Genomic DNA, 15716 nt, shown 5'->3' with positions numbered 1-15716 from the left:
TCACAAACGAGCGTTTTCAAGAAGAAGGAAACCGCATGCCCCGTCGTTCGATCCTCTCCGCCGCCGAGCGCGACAGCCTCTTGGCTCTGCCCGATACCCAAGACGAACTCATCCGGCACTACACCTTCAGCGAACCCGACCTGTCGCTGATCCGTCAGCGGCGCGGCGACGCCAACCGCCTGGGCGTCGCGGTGCAGTTGTGCTTGCTGCGCCTCCCCGGGCAGGGCCTGCTGCCCGGCGCTGAGGTGCCGACGCCCCTGCTGCAATGGATCGGGCGGCAATTGCGGCTCGATCCGGCGTGTTGGCCGCAGTATGCAGAGCGGGAGGAAACCCGGCGCGAACACCTGCTCGAACTGCGGGCATACCTGGGCATGGAGCCGTTCGGCCTGGCGCATTACCGGCAGGCCGTCCATGCCACGACCGAGTTGGCCTTACAGACCGACAAGGGCGTCGTGCTGGTCAGCGCTATCCTCGACTCGCTGCGCTACCGACACATCATTTTGCCGACGCTGGATGTTGTCGAGCGCGCCTGTGCCGAGGCGATCACCCGTGCCAACCGGCGCATCTACGAAGCCTTGGCCGAGCCGCTTTCGGACGCGCATCGCCGCCGCCTCGACGATCTGCTTAAGCGCCGGGACAACGGCAAGACGACTTGGTTGGCCTGGCTGCGCCAGTCGCCTGTCAAACCGAACTCGCGGCACATGCTGGAACACATCGAACGCCTCAAAGCGTGGCAGACACTCGACCTGCCTTCTGGCATCGAGCGGCTGGTTCACCAGAACCGGCTGCTCAAGATCGCCCGCGAGGGCGGCCAGATGACGCCCGCCGACCTGGCCAAGTTCGAGCCGCAGCGGCGCTACGCGACCCTGGTGGCGCTCGCCATCGAGGGCATGGCCACCGTCACCGACGAAATCATCGACCTGCACGACCGCATCCTGGGCAAGCTGTTCAACGCTGCCAAGAACAAGCATCAGCAGCAGTTCCAGGCGTCCGGCAAGGCGATCAACGCCAAAGTGCGGCTGTTCGGCCGCATCGGTCAGGCACTGATCGAGGCCAAGCAAGCGGGCCGCGATCCGTTCGCCGCCATCGAAGCCGTCATGTCCTGGGACGCCTTCGCCGAAAGCGTCACAGAGGCGCAAAAGCTCGCGCAACCCGAGGACTTCGATTTCCTGCACCGCATCGGCGAGAGCTACGCCACGCTGCGCCGCTACGCGCCGGAATTCCTCTCCGTGCTCAAGCTGCGGGCCGCACCTGCAGCTAAGGACGTGCTCGACGCCATCGAGGTGCTGCGCGGCATGAACAGCGACAACGCCCGCAAGGTGCCCGCCGACGCGCCGACCGACTTCATCAAGCCGCGCTGGCAGAAGCTGGTGATGACCGACACCGGCATCGACCGGCGCTATTACGAGCTGTGCGCGCTGTCGGAGATGAAGAACGCGCTGCGCTCCGGCGACATCTGGGTGCAGGGATCACGCCAGTTCAAGGACTTCGAGGACTACCTGGTGCCGCCCGCGAAATTCGCCAGCCTCAAGCAGGCCAGCGAACTGCCGCTGGCCGTGGCCACCGACTGCGACCAGTACCTGCATGACCGGCTGACGCTGCTGGAAAACCAGCTCACCACCGTCAACCGCATGGCGATGGCCAACGAGTTGCCAGACGCCATCATCACCGAGTCGGGCCTGAAGATCACGCCGCTCGATGCGGCAGTGCCCGATACCGCGCAGGCCCTGATCGACCAGACCGCGATGATCCTGCCGCACGTTAAGATCACCGAACTGCTACTGGAGGTGGACGAATGGACGGGCTTCACCCGGCACTTCGCGCACCTGAAATCGGGCGACCTGGCCAAGGACAAGAACCTGCTGCTGACCACGATCCTCGCCGACGCGATCAACCTAGGCCTGACCAAGATGGCCGAGTCCTGCCCCGGTACGACCTACGCCAAGCTCGCTTGGCTGCAAGCCTGGCATGTCCGCGACGAAACCTACTCGACTGCACTGGCCGAGCTGGTCAACGCGCAGTTCCGCCACCCGTTCGCCGAGCATTGGGGCGACGGCACCACGTCATCGTCGGACGGACAGAACTTCCGCACCGGCAGCAAGGCCGAGAGCACCGGCCACATCAACCCGAAATACGGCAGCAGCCCAGGGCGAACGTTCTACACCCACATTTCCGACCAGTACGCGCCGTTCCACACCAAGGTCGTCAACGTCGGCGTGCGCGACTCGACCTACGTGCTTGACGGCCTGCTGTACCACGAATCCGACCTGCGCATCGAGGAACACTACACCGACACGGCAGGCTTCACCGATCACGTCTTCGCCCTGATGCACCTCTTGGGCTTTCGCTTCGCGCCGCGCATCCGCGACCTGGGCGACACCAAGCTCTACATCCCGAAGGGCGATGCCGCCTACGAGGCGTTGAAACCGATGATCGGCGGCACGCTCAAGATCAAGCACGTCCGCGCCCATTGGGATGAAATCCTGCGGCTGGCCACGTCCATCAAGCAGGGCACGGTGACGGCCTCCCTCATGCTCAGGAAGCTCGGCAGCTACCCGCGCCAGAACGGCCTGGCCGTGGCGCTGCGCGAGTTGGGGCGTATCGAGCGAACGCTGTTCATCCTGGACTGGCTGCAAAGCGTCGAGCTGCGCCGCCGCGTGCATGCCGGGCTGAACAAGGGCGAGGCCCGCAACGCGCTGGCCCGCGCCGTGTTCTTCAACCGCCTGGGCGAAATCCGCGACCGCAGTTTCGAGCAGCAGCGCTACCGGGCCAGCGGCGTGAACCTGGTGACGGCCGCCATCGTGCTGTGGAACACAGTCTATCTGGAACGGGCCTCAAACGCCTTGCGTGGTCACGGCCAGACTGTCGATGACGCCCTGTTGCAGTACCTCTCGCCGCTCGGCTGGGAGCACATCAACCTGACGGGCGATTACCTCTGGCGCAGCAGCGCCAAGATCGGCGCGGGCAAGTTCAGGCCGCTACGGTCGCTACAACCGGCTTAACGTACGATTTTTTCCGTTTTCTGAGGCGACCCCAAATTGGATTTGGCCGAATGTCGGCTATGGTGCAAGCTGACCGGCTGCAAAGGGTCGGGAGCACGTAGTTGCTAAATGAGAAAGCTGCCTGTCGCCATGATGAAGGCCCCAACGGCAGCTTACTGCTGGACTGCTGACCGACATTGACCGATCAGCTAACGGCGGCAAAGGCCGAGTAGTTCGCGTTCAGCAGACGCCCTGAACGGCCGGTCTGCTCTATCGCCAGCCGTAGAAGACGGATTGCCGTCTAGGACTGCCTTACGATTTTCCTCGCAGGCTTCTCTGCTGCCGCTTCAATATCGGTAACGAGGTTTCCGTATCGTCCATGTCCTCGAGCAATTCACTTAGAGGATCATCCACCAGAGCAGTAGGATAAAGCTCCCTGACGCATTGGCGCAGACTGTCTTCACACTTTTGAGCGGACTCGGCAGTGCCTGGGTTTACCTGCAACTGGCGGCTGAACGCTTGGCGTACTTCTGGTGAAATGGGGCGTGTGCGCGGTTTGAACGGAGGGACAACCCCCGTATTCATAAATGTGGTCAGTTCCGCATTATTGGGGGGGTAGTTGCGCAATTTCGCCAACAGTTTCTTGGCCGATGCGATCTCTTCGGGAGATCGCCGATTTTCGCGAATACACAACTGTGCAATTTCGTCGCTGTGCATCCAGGCAGGAAGAAATTTCTGGTGCGGCAGGCACGTTGGGCTACGGATTCCTGTTTCCTGAAGCAGCGCAATCCAATGTTTCGGCCAATCCTGCACCAACCAATAGGCAAGAACCAATACCCACGCCCTCGCAACACTTGTTTGCCGTTCAAGGGTGCCTTCGCCCAGGAAGCTGAAATCCGAATAGGCCAACTCGGGATGGTGTGCCGCAACCCACGCACACATCGTTCTGCCGTGCTCAGGGTTCAGCAACGCTTCAGCTACTATGTGGAGGCCGCGCAGAAAGAGCGCAATCGGAATGGATTTTCCGCCGTGTTGCATCCACCCCGCAGCCAGGCCATTCATCAGGGCAGATTGGATTGCAATAGCGCCTTGCTCGAGCGCATCAAAAGTCCCGTGCTGCGGTTTTGCGAAGGGAGTGCCGCAGGCGGTGCAATGTCTCAAAGCATGAGCGCCGTAGCGGCTCCAGCTTGCGCTGCCAAGGGCGAGGTAGGAGAACGGAGCGCCGCAACGCGGGCAACGGTCGGCCAAGAAGCCATGCTCGGGACAAATAGGGTGAAACGCGTATCGCCAAACTTTTCGATAATAGGGCGTCACATCGGAGGCGAAGCAAGCCGGGCAAAAGGGTTGCGAGGCGACGTGCCGTTTCTCGGGCCATGTGCCTAGCCGGTCGCGCGGAATAATCCAGTCCGGATGGTCTGTGGCCTTTTGAATGAATACCAAGCCTTCATCCCGGGCAAACCCGAGCGCGGCAACATGTTCGGGCGGAATAGCGCTCCAGGTGGCAATGGCAGTGAAAAACGCTTCGTCGTCGATGAGGTCGAGATCTGCGCTTGTGCCATGGGCCTTGGGCAAATAGCGCTTGAACGATCTCTGATCAAGCCCATTGCCATCGGCGATTCTCAACAACCACGATGAGAGCGCTTCGCCCACCAGCGGCTTGGAGTGAACTGGCCAAAGCTGTGAGGGCTGAGCGGTCATAAATCAGGTTGGGATGGAAAGTTATTCCAACCCCTTGTCTCCTGTGCCATTCCGGCTAAATGAATGACAAATTGCCTTATCAAAATTATCGTTCACTTGTCAAAAGTCTCATTCACTTATCAAAGTTCACATCAGGCGACGCCGGCGCTGTGCGCCTGCTGGTCCGCCCAGTAGCTTGAGCGGACCATCGGCGCGCAGGCGGCGCCGGTGAAGCCCATCTTCTTGGCTTCTTCCTCGTACATCTTGAACACGTCCGGGTGGACGTAGCGCGTCACCGGCAGGTGATGGCCGGACGGCGCCAGGTACTGGCCGATGGTCAGCATCTCGACGTCGTGGGCGCGCAGGTCGCGCATGACGTCGAGGATTTCCTCGTCGGTTTCGCCGAGGCCGACCATCAGGCCGGATTTGGTCGAGACGTTCGGGTAGCGGGCCTTGAACTGCTTGAGGAAGTCGAGCGAGTGCTGGTAGTCGGCGCCGGGGCGGGCTTGCTTGTAGAGGCGCGGCACGGTTTCCAGGTTGTGGTTGAGGACGTCGGGCAGGGCGCCGCCAAGGACGTCGAGCGCCACGTCCATGCGGCCGCGAAAATCAGGGACCAGGGTTTCGATGGTGGTCGTCGGCGACAGCTCACGGACGTTGCTGATGACGTCGACGAAGTGCTGGGCGCCGCCGTCGCGCAGGTCGTCACGGTCGACGCTGGTGATCACGACGTAACGCAGTTTCAGTGCGGCGACCGATTCGGCGAGTTCGCGCGGCTCGTCCGGGTTGGGCGGCAAGGGCTGGCCGTGGCCAACATCGCAGAACGGGCAGCGGCGCGTGCAGATGTCGCCGAGGATCATGAAGGTGGCGGTGCCGCGGCCGAAGCATTCGCCGATGTTGGGGCAGGTGGCTTCCTCGCAGACGGTGTGCAGCTTCTTCTCGCGCAACATGGACTTGATCTCGCCGAAGCGGCCGGCGCTGTTGCCGGCCTTGACGCGGATCCACTCCGGCTTGCGCAGCGGTTCGGCGACCGGGACGATCTTGATCGGGATGCGCGCGGTCTTCAGTTCGCCCTTTTGCTTGACGCCTTTTTGCTTGGTTTCAGCCATGTTGTATGTCCAGTTGCTGCAGCAGTTGCTGCGAGAGTTGCTCGCCCGCCTCATGAGCGGTGAGCGGAATGCCCAGATCCTTGGTCTGGATCACCTGCAGGCCGGGATAGCCGCAGGGATTGATCGCTTCGAATGGCGACAGGTCCATGTCCACGTTCAGCGAGACGCCGTGGTAGGAGCAGCCGTTGCGGATGCGCAGGCCGAGTGCGGCGACCTTGGCCGGGCCGACATAGACGCCGGGCGCGCCGTCGCGTCGCTCCGCCGTCACGCCATGCTCGGCGAGCAGGTCGATGACCGCCTGTTCGATGGCGCTGACCAGTTCGCGCACCTTGATCTTCAGTCGTGACAGGTCGAGCAGCAGGTAGATCACCACCTGGCCGGGGCCGTGGTAGGTGACCTGACCGCCGCGGTCGATTTTGACCAGCGGGATGCCGACATCGCGCAGGATGTGTTCCGGTTTGCCGGCCTGGCCCAGCGTATACACCGGCGGGTGCTCGACGATCCACAGCTCGTCCGGCGTCTCGGCAGTGCGCGTTGCGCTGAACTCCTGCATGGCCTGGAAGGTCGGCGCGTAGTCGACTCGGCCCAGGCGTTTGACGACGATGCTCACGTCAGAGCACGACCTTGACCAGCGGGTGAGAGGTCAGCTCCATGTACAGCGCGTCGAGCTGCGGCTTCGAGGTGGCGACCACGGTGCAGGTCAGGCTCAAGTAGTTGCCGCCAGAACTGGCGCGCATTTCCATCGTTGCGCCGTCGAAGTCGGGGGCGTGGCGGGTGACGATGGTCAGTACCGCCTGGGCGAGCTCGTCGTGCGCCTTGCCCATGATCTTCAGGGGAAAGTTGCAGGGAAATTCGAGGAGTGTGTCCTTGTACGAAGCCATCTCAGCCTTTGCGCATTACCGTGTTCTTGAAATCCTGATACCACTGCCACATCCGTACGCCGAGCGGGCCGGGTTTCCCATTGCCGACGGGTTTTCCGTCGAGCGTGGTGATCGCCAGCACTTCCTTGGTCGACGAGGTCATCCAGACCTCGTCGGCGGTGCGAAGTTCCGCTTCGGCGATTTCGCGCACTTCCAGGGGCTGCTGGTGCTGGGCGGCCAGTTCGAGGATCACGTCGTAAGTGATGCCGGGCAGCATCAATTGCGTCTTCGGTGGCGCCAGCAGCAGGCCGTCCTTGACCACGAAGACGTTGGAGGCAGCGCCTTCCTTGACGTAGCTATCGCGGATCAGCAGCGCTTCGGCGCAGCCCAGTTCGACCGCCTGCTGGCGGGCCAGGACGTTGGCCAGCAGCGAGATCACCTTGAGGTCGCAGCGCGCCCAGCGCTGGTCGGTGACGGTGATCGCGGCGACGCCGGCGGCGCGTACGGCGGGCGACGGGGTGACCAGCGGCGAAGCGAAGGCGAACACCGTCGCCGGTACGCTGGCCGGTGGAAAGGCGTGGTCGCGCTTGTCGTCGGCGCCGCGCGTGACCTGCAGGTAGATCGACTGATCGTCCCAGGGCGCCTGTTCGACCAGACGCTCGACGATTTTCTGCCATTCGGCCAGCGGCAGCGGGTTGCCGAGATGGATGCCGGCCAGCGTCGCCTGCAGCCGGGCGAGATGTTCCGCCATCCGGAAGGGGCGACGGGAATAGACGGGAATCACCTCGTAGACGCCATCCCCGTAGAGGAAGCCACGGTCGAGTGGCGACACGCGGGCTTCAGCCAGCGGCAGGAATTGTCCGTTGAGATAGACGGGGTCGGCGACGTAAGGAGTCATGGCATCAGTTGAACCAGAGTCTGACGGTATCGAAGGCTCTACCGAAGATGCCGGCGAGCGGGACGTTTTCAAGAGCCGGGACGAGGTATTCACCGTAGGGCTTGCCGTCCAGGCTCAGTTTCAGCGTGGTCACGGCCTGGCCCTCCTGGACCGGCGCCATTAGCCGCGACGGGTTGACCAGTTGCGCCTGCAGCTTGCCGGCCAATCCTTTCGGTACGGCGACGATGAAATCCTTGGCGAAGCCGGCGGCAACCTGGTTCTGATCGCCCTTCCAGACGCGCTGCGTCGACACCGCCTGTCCCTTCTTGTAGAGCGTCACCGCGTCGTAGGCGAAGAAGCCCCAGTTGAGCAGCTTCTGCGATTCGCTGGCGCGCTCGGCGTCGGAAGCGGTGCCCAGAACCACCGACAGCAGGCGGCGCTGGTTGCGGATCGCCGACGAGATCAGGCAGTAGCCGGCGGCGTCGGTGTGGCCGGTCTTGACGCCGTCCACGCTGGGGTCGGCCCAGAGCAGGCGGTTGCGGTTGGGTTGGGTGATGCCGCCGTAGCTGAATTCCTTCATCGAGTAATAGCGGCGGTATTCCTCGGGAAATTCGCGGATCAGCGCGCCCGCCAGGCGGGCGAGATCGTGGGCGGTGGTGTAATGCGCCGGGTCGGGCATGCCGGTGGCGTTGCGGAAGCTGGTTGCGGTCATGCCGAGGCGGCGTGCTTCGCGGTTCATCTGGTCGACGAAGGCCTGCTCGCTGCCGGCAATCCCCTCGGCGAGGACGATGCAGGCATCGTTGCCGGACTGGACGATCATGCCTTTGATCAGATCGTCGACGGCGACCGTGTCACCAACCTTGACGAACATCTTGGAGCCCCCCATGCGCCAGGCCTTTTCGGAGACCGGGAGCTTCTGCTGCAGGTTCAGCGTCTTCTGGCGCAGCGCCGAGAAGCTCAGGTAGGCGGTCATCAGCTTGGTCAGCGACGCGGGTTCCAGGCGCTGATTGGGCTTTTCTGCGGCGAGGGTTTGCCCCGAGCCCATTTCGATCAGCAGCCAGGATTTGGCGGCGAGTTGCGGTGGCGTGACTTGCGCCTGCGTGAGTGCGGGAAAGGAAAGAATGAGAACGGCCGCCAGCGCGGCCAGTTTGCGGAAAAGCATCGGGAAATGGGGGTGGGGGAATGGAGTGCGGATTATAACTCGCCCGCCGCAGGCGGCTGTGGGGCAGCACGGCACAACACCTCGACCGCCGGGTGGCGAATGCGCCGTTCGTTGGAAATGGCGTAAATGTGTTCGCTGACGCCGTCCAGCGCGCCGATCGGGCGGGCGTCGTATTCGCTGGCGAGTTGCGCGGCGAGGGCGAGCGGTGCCGGGAAGATGCCGAAGCCGCCGCGGCCGAAGGTGGTGAGCAGGGCGCTGTCCTCGAATTCGCCGACAATGCGCGGGGAAATCTGGTTCTCCTCGAGCCAGCGGTCGATCCGGTTGCGCAGCGCGTTGTGCCGCGTCGGCAGCAGCAGCGGCGCCCGCGCCAGACTGTCCGGGAAGCCACTGCCGTAGCGCTCGCTGAGTGACGCGGTGGCGAAGAGGGCGGTGGGAAACTCGCCGAGGTGGGTGCTGAATACCTTCAGATTGCTGCCGACCGGCGCCGGCCGGTCGGTCAGCACGACGTCGAGACGGTGCAGCGCCAGTTCGGCGAGCAGGTTTTCGAATTCGCCCTCGTCGCAGATCAGGCGGACATCGCCCGGCATCGCGCTGACCTGGTTGAGCAGCCGGTAGGCGAGCAGCTTCGGGATGCCGTCGGAGATGCCGACGCGCAGCCGCAGGATGGCGTCGTCGCCATCGTGCTGCAAGGCTTCTTCCAGTTGCTCGCCGAGCAGGAAAATCTGGTCAGCGTAGGCCAGCGCCTTACGCCCGGCATCGCTCAGCACCAGACCGCGTCCCTGATTGTTGAACAGCGTCTTGCCCAGTTGGCGCTCGAGCAGGCCGAGTTGGCCGCTGATCGTCTGCACGGCGACGCCGAGGCGCTCGGCAGCGCGGGTGATGCTACCTTCCTTGGCAACGACCCAGAAGTAGTGGAGGTGTTTGTAGTTGAGCATGGCTTTCGAAAAAAACGAAGTTCGCCTCAATTTTGCTACGTTTTTTTCGTTATTCCAACGCGTGTTAACATGGCGCCGTTTTCATCACACCCGGAGTTCAACATGAAACGCGTCGTACTTTTCCTGCTGACCAACCTGGCGGTCATGCTGGTACTCAGCGTGGTGACCAGTCTGCTCGGCGTCAATCGCTTCCTCACCGCCAATGGTCTCAATCTCGGCATGCTGCTGGCTTTCGCCGCGGTGATCGGCTTCGGCGGCTCCTTCATCTCGCTGCTGATGTCCAAGCCGATGGCCAAGTGGAGCACCGGCGCTCGCGTCATCGAGCACCCGTCGTCATCCACCGAAGTCTGGCTGGTCGATACCGTCGCCCGCCTGGCCAAACGCGCCAACCTGCCAATGCCGGAAGTGGCGATCTACGATGGCGAACCCAATGCTTTCGCCACTGGCGCCAGCAAGAACAGTTCGCTGGTCGCGGTGTCAACCGGCCTGCTGCAGAGCATGACCCGCGAGGAAGCCGAAGCGGTACTGGCGCATGAGGTGGCGCACATTGCCAACGGCGACATGGTGACGCTGACGCTGATTCAGGGTGTCGTGAACACCTTCGTCATCTTCATTTCGCGTGTCGTCGGCTATCTGGTCGATTCCTTCCTGCGCCGCAACGATTCCGAGAGCAGCGGACCGGGCATCGGCTACATGGTCACCAGCATGGTCTGCGAGATCGTCTTCGGCGTTCTGGCCAGCATCGTTGTCGCCTGGTTCTCTCGGCAGCGTGAATTCCGCGCCGACGCCGGTGCTGCCGGGTTGATGGGCTCGCCGGTGCCGATGCAGAACGCGCTGCGTCGTCTGGGTAACCTGCATACCGAACCTTTGCCGCAGAACATGGCGGCTTCCGGCATCGCTGGCGGCAAGGGCGGATTCATGGCGCTTTTCTCCACCCACCCGCCGCTCGAGGAACGCATCGCCGCCCTCGGCGGTCGCTGGCGGGGTGGTCAGTAGTCGATGCTGCGCAGCGCCTGCCCGATCAGCAGCAACTGCTGCTCGATGTCCCGGGCGGCCTGGTCCTGTATCGCTTCGCTGGCGTCGCCGAGCTGTAGCGCGAAATTGAGCACCTGCCGGGTCAGGTGATAAATCCCCCACATCTCGATCTGTTCGGCGTGCTGGATCAGTTCGCTGGCTTCCAGTTCGATCGCGTAGACGTCGATCGGCAGCACTTCGAGCGCCTCGTGCATGCGGGCAACGCGCTCCTCGGCGTCCTGCACGAAGAGGCGGTCGAGTACGTCGGAACGCTCGCCGGGTTTGCTCGATGGGCGCAAGGCGGCTTCCAGGCGGCCGGTGAAATGGCGCAGGCGTTCGCCGAAATGCGGGTTTTCCAGGCCGCCTTCGTCGAGCAGGGCTTCGGTGGCCGCGCTCAGGGCGGCGCTCAGACGGTTGCCTGGCGCCTTGTGTTCCAGATGGTCGGCAACGCTGGCCAGGGTTTCGCCGAAACGCAGGCAGTCGGCTTCGCCGGTTTCGATGGCTACGGCAAGCAGCGCGAAGACCCGGGGGCGGATCGCTTCCGGATCGCTGCGTCCGTGTTTCGACCAGTCGTCGGCCAATGCCCGGCAGGCGGCTTGCCAGCGTTTGTTGAGTTCAGGCGGGTAGCGCACCGGCTGGGTCTTGCCGACCCAGGGCAGGATCGATGCCATGGCATCGAGGGTCGGAGCGAGGGCGGAACGGGTTTTCTCGAGATCGTCGTCGGGAAGTTGGGCCATCGTCCTCGCTCCTGTGTGGTGATTACCCCGCCAGTTTAGCGAAAGCATCGACCACTTCGGGCGGTGCCTGCACCAGTTCGACGAGCACGCCCTCGCCGCCGATCGGGAATTCCTCGTTGCCCTTCGGGTGCAGGAAGCAGATGTCGAAGCCGGCGGCGCCCTTGCGGATGCCCCCCGGGGCGAAGCGGACGCCGTTGGCCGACAGCCATTCGACGGCCTTCGGCAGATCGTCGATCCACAGGCCGACGTGGTTCAGCGGCGTCGTGTGCACGGCCGGCTTCTTTTCCGGATCGAGCGGCTGCATCAGGTCGACCTCGACCTTGAACGGGCCTTTGCCCATCGCGCAGATGTCTTCGTCGACGTTTTCGCGCTCCGACATGAAGGTGCCGGTGACCTCGAGGCCAAGCATGTCGACCCACAGGGTCTTGAGTTTTTCCTTGGACGGGCCGCCGATGGCGATTTGCTGGATGCCGAGAACCTTGAACGGACGAGTCATGCGTTATCTCCCTGTCGGGCTGTGGTTTGAGTAATCCATAATTATAGGGATTTCCGGCGGTAGGCAAAGACCACCAGCGCGACGCCGGCCAGCACCATCGGCAGCGACAGCCACTGTCCCATGCTCACCGTGTACGACTGGCCGAAGATGCCGTGGTCGGGTTCGCGGAAATACTCGGTGATGAAGCGGAAGGCGCCGTAGCCGATCAGGAAGACGCCCGAGGCGGCACCGGTCGGGCGCGGTTTCGCGGTCCATAGCCAGAGGATGGCAAACAGCGCCAGGCCTTCGAGGCCGACGTGGTAGAGCTGCGACGGGTGGCGCGGTTCCAGGCTGCCCGATTGCGGAAAGACCATCGCCCAGGGCAGCGCCGGATCAGCCAGCCGGCCCCACAGTTCGCCGTTGATGAAGTTGCCGACGCGACCGGCGGCCAGGCCGAGCGGCACCAGCGGCGCGATGAAGTCGGTCACGGTCAGCCAGCGCAGGCCGGCCTTTTTCGCCCATAGCGTCATCGCCACGAGGACGCCGAGGAAGCCGCCGTGGAAACTCATGCCGCCTTTCCAGACGGCGAGGATCTCGAGCGGATTGGCCAGGTAGTAGCCGGGCTCGTAGAACAGCACCTGGCCGAGGCGGCCGCCGAGCACGACGCCGAGCACGCCGTAGAAGAGCAGGTCGTCGAGTTGTTCGGCGCTGACCGGCGCCAGCTTCTGGCGGATGCGCAGACGGCCGAGCGCGATGAACTGGAGGAAGGCGAGCAGGTACATCAGGCCGTACCAGCGGATGGCGAGCGGACCGAGGTAAATGGCGACGGGATCGAACTGAGGATGGAGCAGCATGGTCGAATCGATTCGGCTAGAATTGGCCGATTATAGATCGCGTCCGTGACAGCTACGTGCCGGCGCCAGATACAAAACGGAGAGTGAGCATGCCCCAGTACCGTTCCCGCACTTCCACCCATGGCCGCAACATGGCCGGCGCCCGCGCCCTGTGGCGCGCGACCGGCATGAAGGATGGCGACTTCGGCAAGCCGATCATCGCCGTCGTCAACAGCTTTACCCAGTTCGTTCCCGGCCACGTCCATCTCAAGGACATGGGCCAATTGGTCGCCCGCGAGATCGAGGCGGCCGGCGGCATTGCCAAGGAATTCAATACCATCGCCATCGACGACGGCATCGCCATGGGCCATGGCGGCATGCTCTACTCGCTGCCGTCGCGCGACCTGATCGCCGATTCGGTCGAATACATGGTCAATGCCCATTGCGCCGATGCGATGGTCTGTATCTCGAACTGCGACAAGATCACCCCCGGAATGCTGATGGCGGCGATGCGTCTGAACATCCCGGTCGTCTTTGTCTCCGGCGGTCCGATGGAAGCCGGCAAGGTGAGCTGGAAGGACCAGACGATCAAGGTCGACCTCATCGACGCGATGATCAAGGCCGGCGACAAGAGCGTTTCCGACGCCGAAGTCGAGAGCTTCGAACGTTCCGCCTGCCCGACCTGCGGTTCGTGTTCCGGGATGTTCACCGCCAACTCGATGAACTGTCTGACCGAAGCGCTCGGCCTCAGCCTGCCCGGCAACGGCACCGTCGTCGCCACGCACGCCGACCGCAAGCAACTGTTCCTGCGCGCCGGTCGCCTCGCCGTTGAACTCTGCCGCCGCTATTACGAGCAGGACGACGCTTCGGTCCTGCCGCGCGCGATCGCCACCAAGGCAGCCTTCGAGAATGCGATCACGCTCGACGTTGCGATGGGCGGCTCGACCAATACCGTGCTGCACCTGCTGGCCACCGCGCGCGAGGCGGAAGTCGATTTCACGATGGCCGACATCGACCGCATCTCGCGCAAGACGCCGTGCCTGGCCAAGGTGGCGCCGGCAACGCAGAACTACCACATCGAAGACGTGCATCGCGCCGGCGGGATCATGGGCATCCTCGCCGAGCTGGCGCGCGCCGGATTGATTCACACGGATGTGTCGACCGTGCATATGAAGACGCTGGGCGAGGCGATCCATACTTACGACGTCACCCACAGCGCGGCGCCGGACGTGCTCGAATTCTTCAAGGCGGCGCCGGGCGGCGTGCCGACGCAGACAGCGTTCTCCCAGGATCGCCGTTATCCCGAGCTCGATCTCGACCGCACCAACGGCTGCATCCGCAACCAGGCCAACGCCTACTCGCAGGACGGCGGTCTGGCCGTGCTCTACGGCAACATCGCGGTCGATGGCTGTATCGTCAAGACGGCAGGCGTCGATGAGTCGATCTGGAAATTCAGCGGCCGGGCGCGTGTTTTCGAAAGTCAGGATGCGGCGGTCGAAGCAATTCTTGGCGGCAGCATCGTCGCCGGCGACATCGTCGTGATCCGCTACGAAGGCCCGAAGGGCGGGCCGGGTATGCAGGAGATGCTCTATCCGACCTCGTACCTGAAGTCGATGGGCTTGGGCAAGGAGTGTGCACTGCTCACCGACGGTCGTTTTTCCGGTGGCACCTCGGGCCTGTCGATCGGTCATGCCTCGCCTGAGGCTGCCGATGGCGGCGCCATCGGCTTGGTCGAAGAGGGGGATGTGATTGAGATCGACATCCCGGGGCGGCGCATTCATCTTGCGCTCGCCGATGAAGAGCTGGCGGCTCGGCGGATGGCGATGGAGGCGCGCGGCGCGGCAGCGTGGCAACCGCTTGCCCGGCAGCGCGTGGTGTCGCCGGCCTTGCAGGCCTATGCGCTGATGGCGACCTCGGCGGACAAGGGAGCGGTACGCGATGTGACGCAGATTCAGCGGCGCAAGTGATGCGAGTCAACTTCGTGCTGTTTCGTCCGTTAATGGAATCGTCAGACGGGCAAAATCAGCACGCCGGCAAAACGTGAAATGTTGTAACTGTGAATTGCGATTGGCGGTGAAGGGCTATATCATCCGTTCATGAAATAAAGCCAAGCTGTCAAAAGTATCAACCTTACCAAAACGGAGCGAGAGTATGAAAGCTGCTTACATTGCCATGATGGTTGCCGCCGGTGTCGTTATGGCCGGTCAGGCGAATGCCGACGAAGCGCTGGCCAAGGCCAAGGGTTGCATGGCCTGCCACGCGCTTGACAAGAAGCTGGTCGGCCCGGCTTACAAGGAAGTTGCCGCCAAGTACAAGGGCGACAAGGCTGCTGTTGCGACCCTGGCTGCCAAGGTCATTGCCGGTGGCAAGGGTAACTGGGGTGCGGTGCCGATGCCGCCGAACAAGGTCACCGATGACGAAGCCAAGAAGCTGGTGACCTGGGTTCTGTCGCTCAAGTGATCTGAGAGCCTTGCCCGTGTTTTGAAAAAGCCGGCGTCAGCCGGCTTTTTGTTGTCAATTTCTTGTCCAGCCTGTTGACAGGGCTGCGGGTGGTCTGGATAATCCCGGCTTCTCCCGGAGGGGTACCCAAGCGGTCAACGGGAACAGACTGTAAATCTGTCGGCTCTGCCTTCGAAGGTTCGAATCCTTCCCCCTCCACCAGAGTGATGCTGTAGCGGTTTGTGCTGCGGGCAGGGGTTAAGCGGGTGTAGCTCAATGGTAGAGCTGAAGCCTTCCAAGCTTAAGACGAGGGTTCGATTCCCTTCACCCGCTCCACGACGCGGTACGGCTGGAGTTTTAAGGTAGGCCCATGTGGCTCAGTGGTAGAGCACTCCCTTGGTAAGGGAGAGGTCGGCAGTTCGATCCTGCCCATGGGCACCACCGATTAGCTTTGATTCTGGACTGTTTGCTAATTTGATTATTGAGGAACTGGAATGGCTAAGGAAAAATTCGAGCGTACCAAGCCGCACGTCAACGTTGGCACGATTGGTCACGTTGACCACGGCAAGACGACGCTGACCGCTGCGATCACCACGGTGCTGTCCGCCAAGTTCGGCGGC

Annotated in this window: 15 protein-coding genes and 3 tRNA genes; 8 read left to right on the top strand and 10 right to left on the bottom strand. The window is 63.0% G+C overall.

The features are described from left to right. The first annotated feature begins 35 nt into the window (after positions 1–35). A complete protein-coding gene (locus ACLIIZ_RS06490) occupies positions 36–3002 on the top strand; it encodes a Tn3 family transposase (protein ID WP_416691305.1) in 2967 nt (988 codons plus the stop codon). 291 nt (positions 3003–3293) lie between these two features. Here ACLIIZ_RS06490 and ACLIIZ_RS06485 read toward each other — a convergent pair whose 3' ends face one another. The 7 genes from ACLIIZ_RS06485 to ACLIIZ_RS06455 all read right to left on the bottom strand — a co-directional run bounded on the left by ACLIIZ_RS06485 (position 3294) and on the right by ACLIIZ_RS06455 (position 9598). Next, entirely contained in the window at positions 3294–4679 is a 1386-nt protein-coding gene (locus ACLIIZ_RS06485) for a TniQ family protein (RefSeq protein ID WP_416691304.1), read from the bottom strand. A 131-nt stretch (positions 4680–4810) separates the two neighbouring features. After that, entirely contained in the window at positions 4811–5764 is a 954-nt protein-coding gene (gene lipA, locus ACLIIZ_RS06480; protein WP_416691303.1) for a lipoyl synthase, read from the bottom strand. Beyond that, complete coding sequence (gene lipB / locus ACLIIZ_RS06475; RefSeq protein ID WP_416691302.1) at positions 5757–6374, bottom strand: lipoyl(octanoyl) transferase LipB; 618 nt, start codon at positions 6372–6374, stop codon at positions 5757–5759. Before lipB ends, lipA begins: the two co-directional genes overlap by 8 nt. Position 6375: 1 nt before the next feature. Then, positions 6376–6645: an HP0495 family protein gene (locus tag ACLIIZ_RS06470; protein ID WP_416691301.1), complete on the bottom strand. Its 270-nt coding sequence runs from the start codon at positions 6643–6645 to the stop codon at positions 6376–6378. Between the two features lies 1 nt (position 6646). After that, positions 6647–7522, bottom strand: coding sequence for a D-amino acid aminotransferase (locus tag ACLIIZ_RS06465; RefSeq protein WP_416691300.1), 876 nt, complete (start codon positions 7520–7522; stop codon positions 6647–6649). A 4-nt stretch (positions 7523–7526) separates the two neighbouring features. Further along, complete coding sequence (locus ACLIIZ_RS06460) at positions 7527–8663, bottom strand: D-alanyl-D-alanine carboxypeptidase family protein (protein ID WP_416691299.1); 1137 nt, start codon at positions 8661–8663, stop codon at positions 7527–7529. Between the two features lie 32 nt (positions 8664–8695). Next, positions 8696–9598 (bottom strand): LysR family transcriptional regulator, encoded by a 903-nt coding sequence (locus tag ACLIIZ_RS06455; RefSeq protein ID WP_416691298.1) that lies wholly within the window; start codon positions 9596–9598, stop codon positions 8696–8698. Between the two features lie 102 nt (positions 9599–9700). Here ACLIIZ_RS06455 and htpX point away from each other — a divergent pair, with 102 nt between their 5' ends. After that, a complete protein-coding gene (gene htpX / locus ACLIIZ_RS06450) occupies positions 9701–10594 on the top strand; it encodes a protease HtpX (protein ID WP_416691297.1) in 894 nt (297 codons plus the stop codon). Here htpX and ACLIIZ_RS06445 read toward each other — a convergent pair. Genes ACLIIZ_RS06445 through lgt form a run of 3 tightly spaced genes read right to left on the bottom strand, consistent with a single transcriptional unit; the run spans position 10588 to position 12678 of the window. Further along, entirely contained in the window at positions 10588–11349 is a 762-nt protein-coding gene (locus ACLIIZ_RS06445) for a hypothetical protein (RefSeq protein ID WP_416691296.1), read from the bottom strand. The genes htpX and ACLIIZ_RS06445 overlap by 7 nt on opposite strands. A gap of 22 nt (positions 11350–11371) precedes the next feature. Further along, positions 11372–11845, bottom strand: a complete 474-nt coding sequence (locus ACLIIZ_RS06440; RefSeq protein WP_416691295.1) for a VOC family protein — start codon at positions 11843–11845, stop codon at positions 11372–11374. A 41-nt stretch (positions 11846–11886) separates the two neighbouring features. Next, positions 11887–12678 carry a prolipoprotein diacylglyceryl transferase gene (lgt, locus tag ACLIIZ_RS06435; protein ID WP_416691294.1) on the bottom strand — a complete coding sequence of 264 codons (792 nt, stop codon included), beginning with the start codon at positions 12676–12678 and terminating at the stop codon, positions 11887–11889. Between the two features lie 89 nt (positions 12679–12767). On the opposite strand from lgt, the gene ilvD reads away from it, so the two are divergent. From ilvD to ACLIIZ_RS06405, 6 genes are all read left to right on the top strand, one after another. Continuing rightward, complete coding sequence (gene ilvD / locus ACLIIZ_RS06430; protein ID WP_416691293.1) at positions 12768–14624, top strand: dihydroxy-acid dehydratase; 1857 nt, start codon at positions 12768–12770, stop codon at positions 14622–14624. Positions 14625–14808: 184 nt separating this feature from the next. Then, the gene (locus tag ACLIIZ_RS06425; protein WP_416691292.1) at positions 14809–15117 is read left to right on the top strand and encodes a c-type cytochrome; all 309 of its coding nucleotides are present in this window, start codon (positions 14809–14811) and stop codon (positions 15115–15117) included. A gap of 116 nt (positions 15118–15233) precedes the next feature. After that, positions 15234–15318 (top strand) — tRNA-Tyr (locus ACLIIZ_RS06420). A gap of 40 nt (positions 15319–15358) precedes the next feature. Beyond that, positions 15359–15432 (top strand) — tRNA-Gly (locus ACLIIZ_RS06415). Between the two features lie 30 nt (positions 15433–15462). Next, positions 15463–15537 (top strand) — tRNA-Thr (locus ACLIIZ_RS06410). Positions 15538–15590: 53 nt separating this feature from the next. Beyond that, positions 15591–15716 (top strand): GTP-binding protein (locus tag ACLIIZ_RS06405; RefSeq protein ID WP_416691491.1); only part of this gene is annotated, 126 nt, incomplete at its 3' end.

The sequence above is a fragment of the Azonexus caeni genome (assembly GCF_048146105.1).
Lineage (GTDB): Bacteria > Pseudomonadota > Gammaproteobacteria > Burkholderiales > Rhodocyclaceae > Azonexus > Azonexus aromaticus_B.
This window is presented reverse-complemented; position numbering and strand designations above follow the sequence as displayed.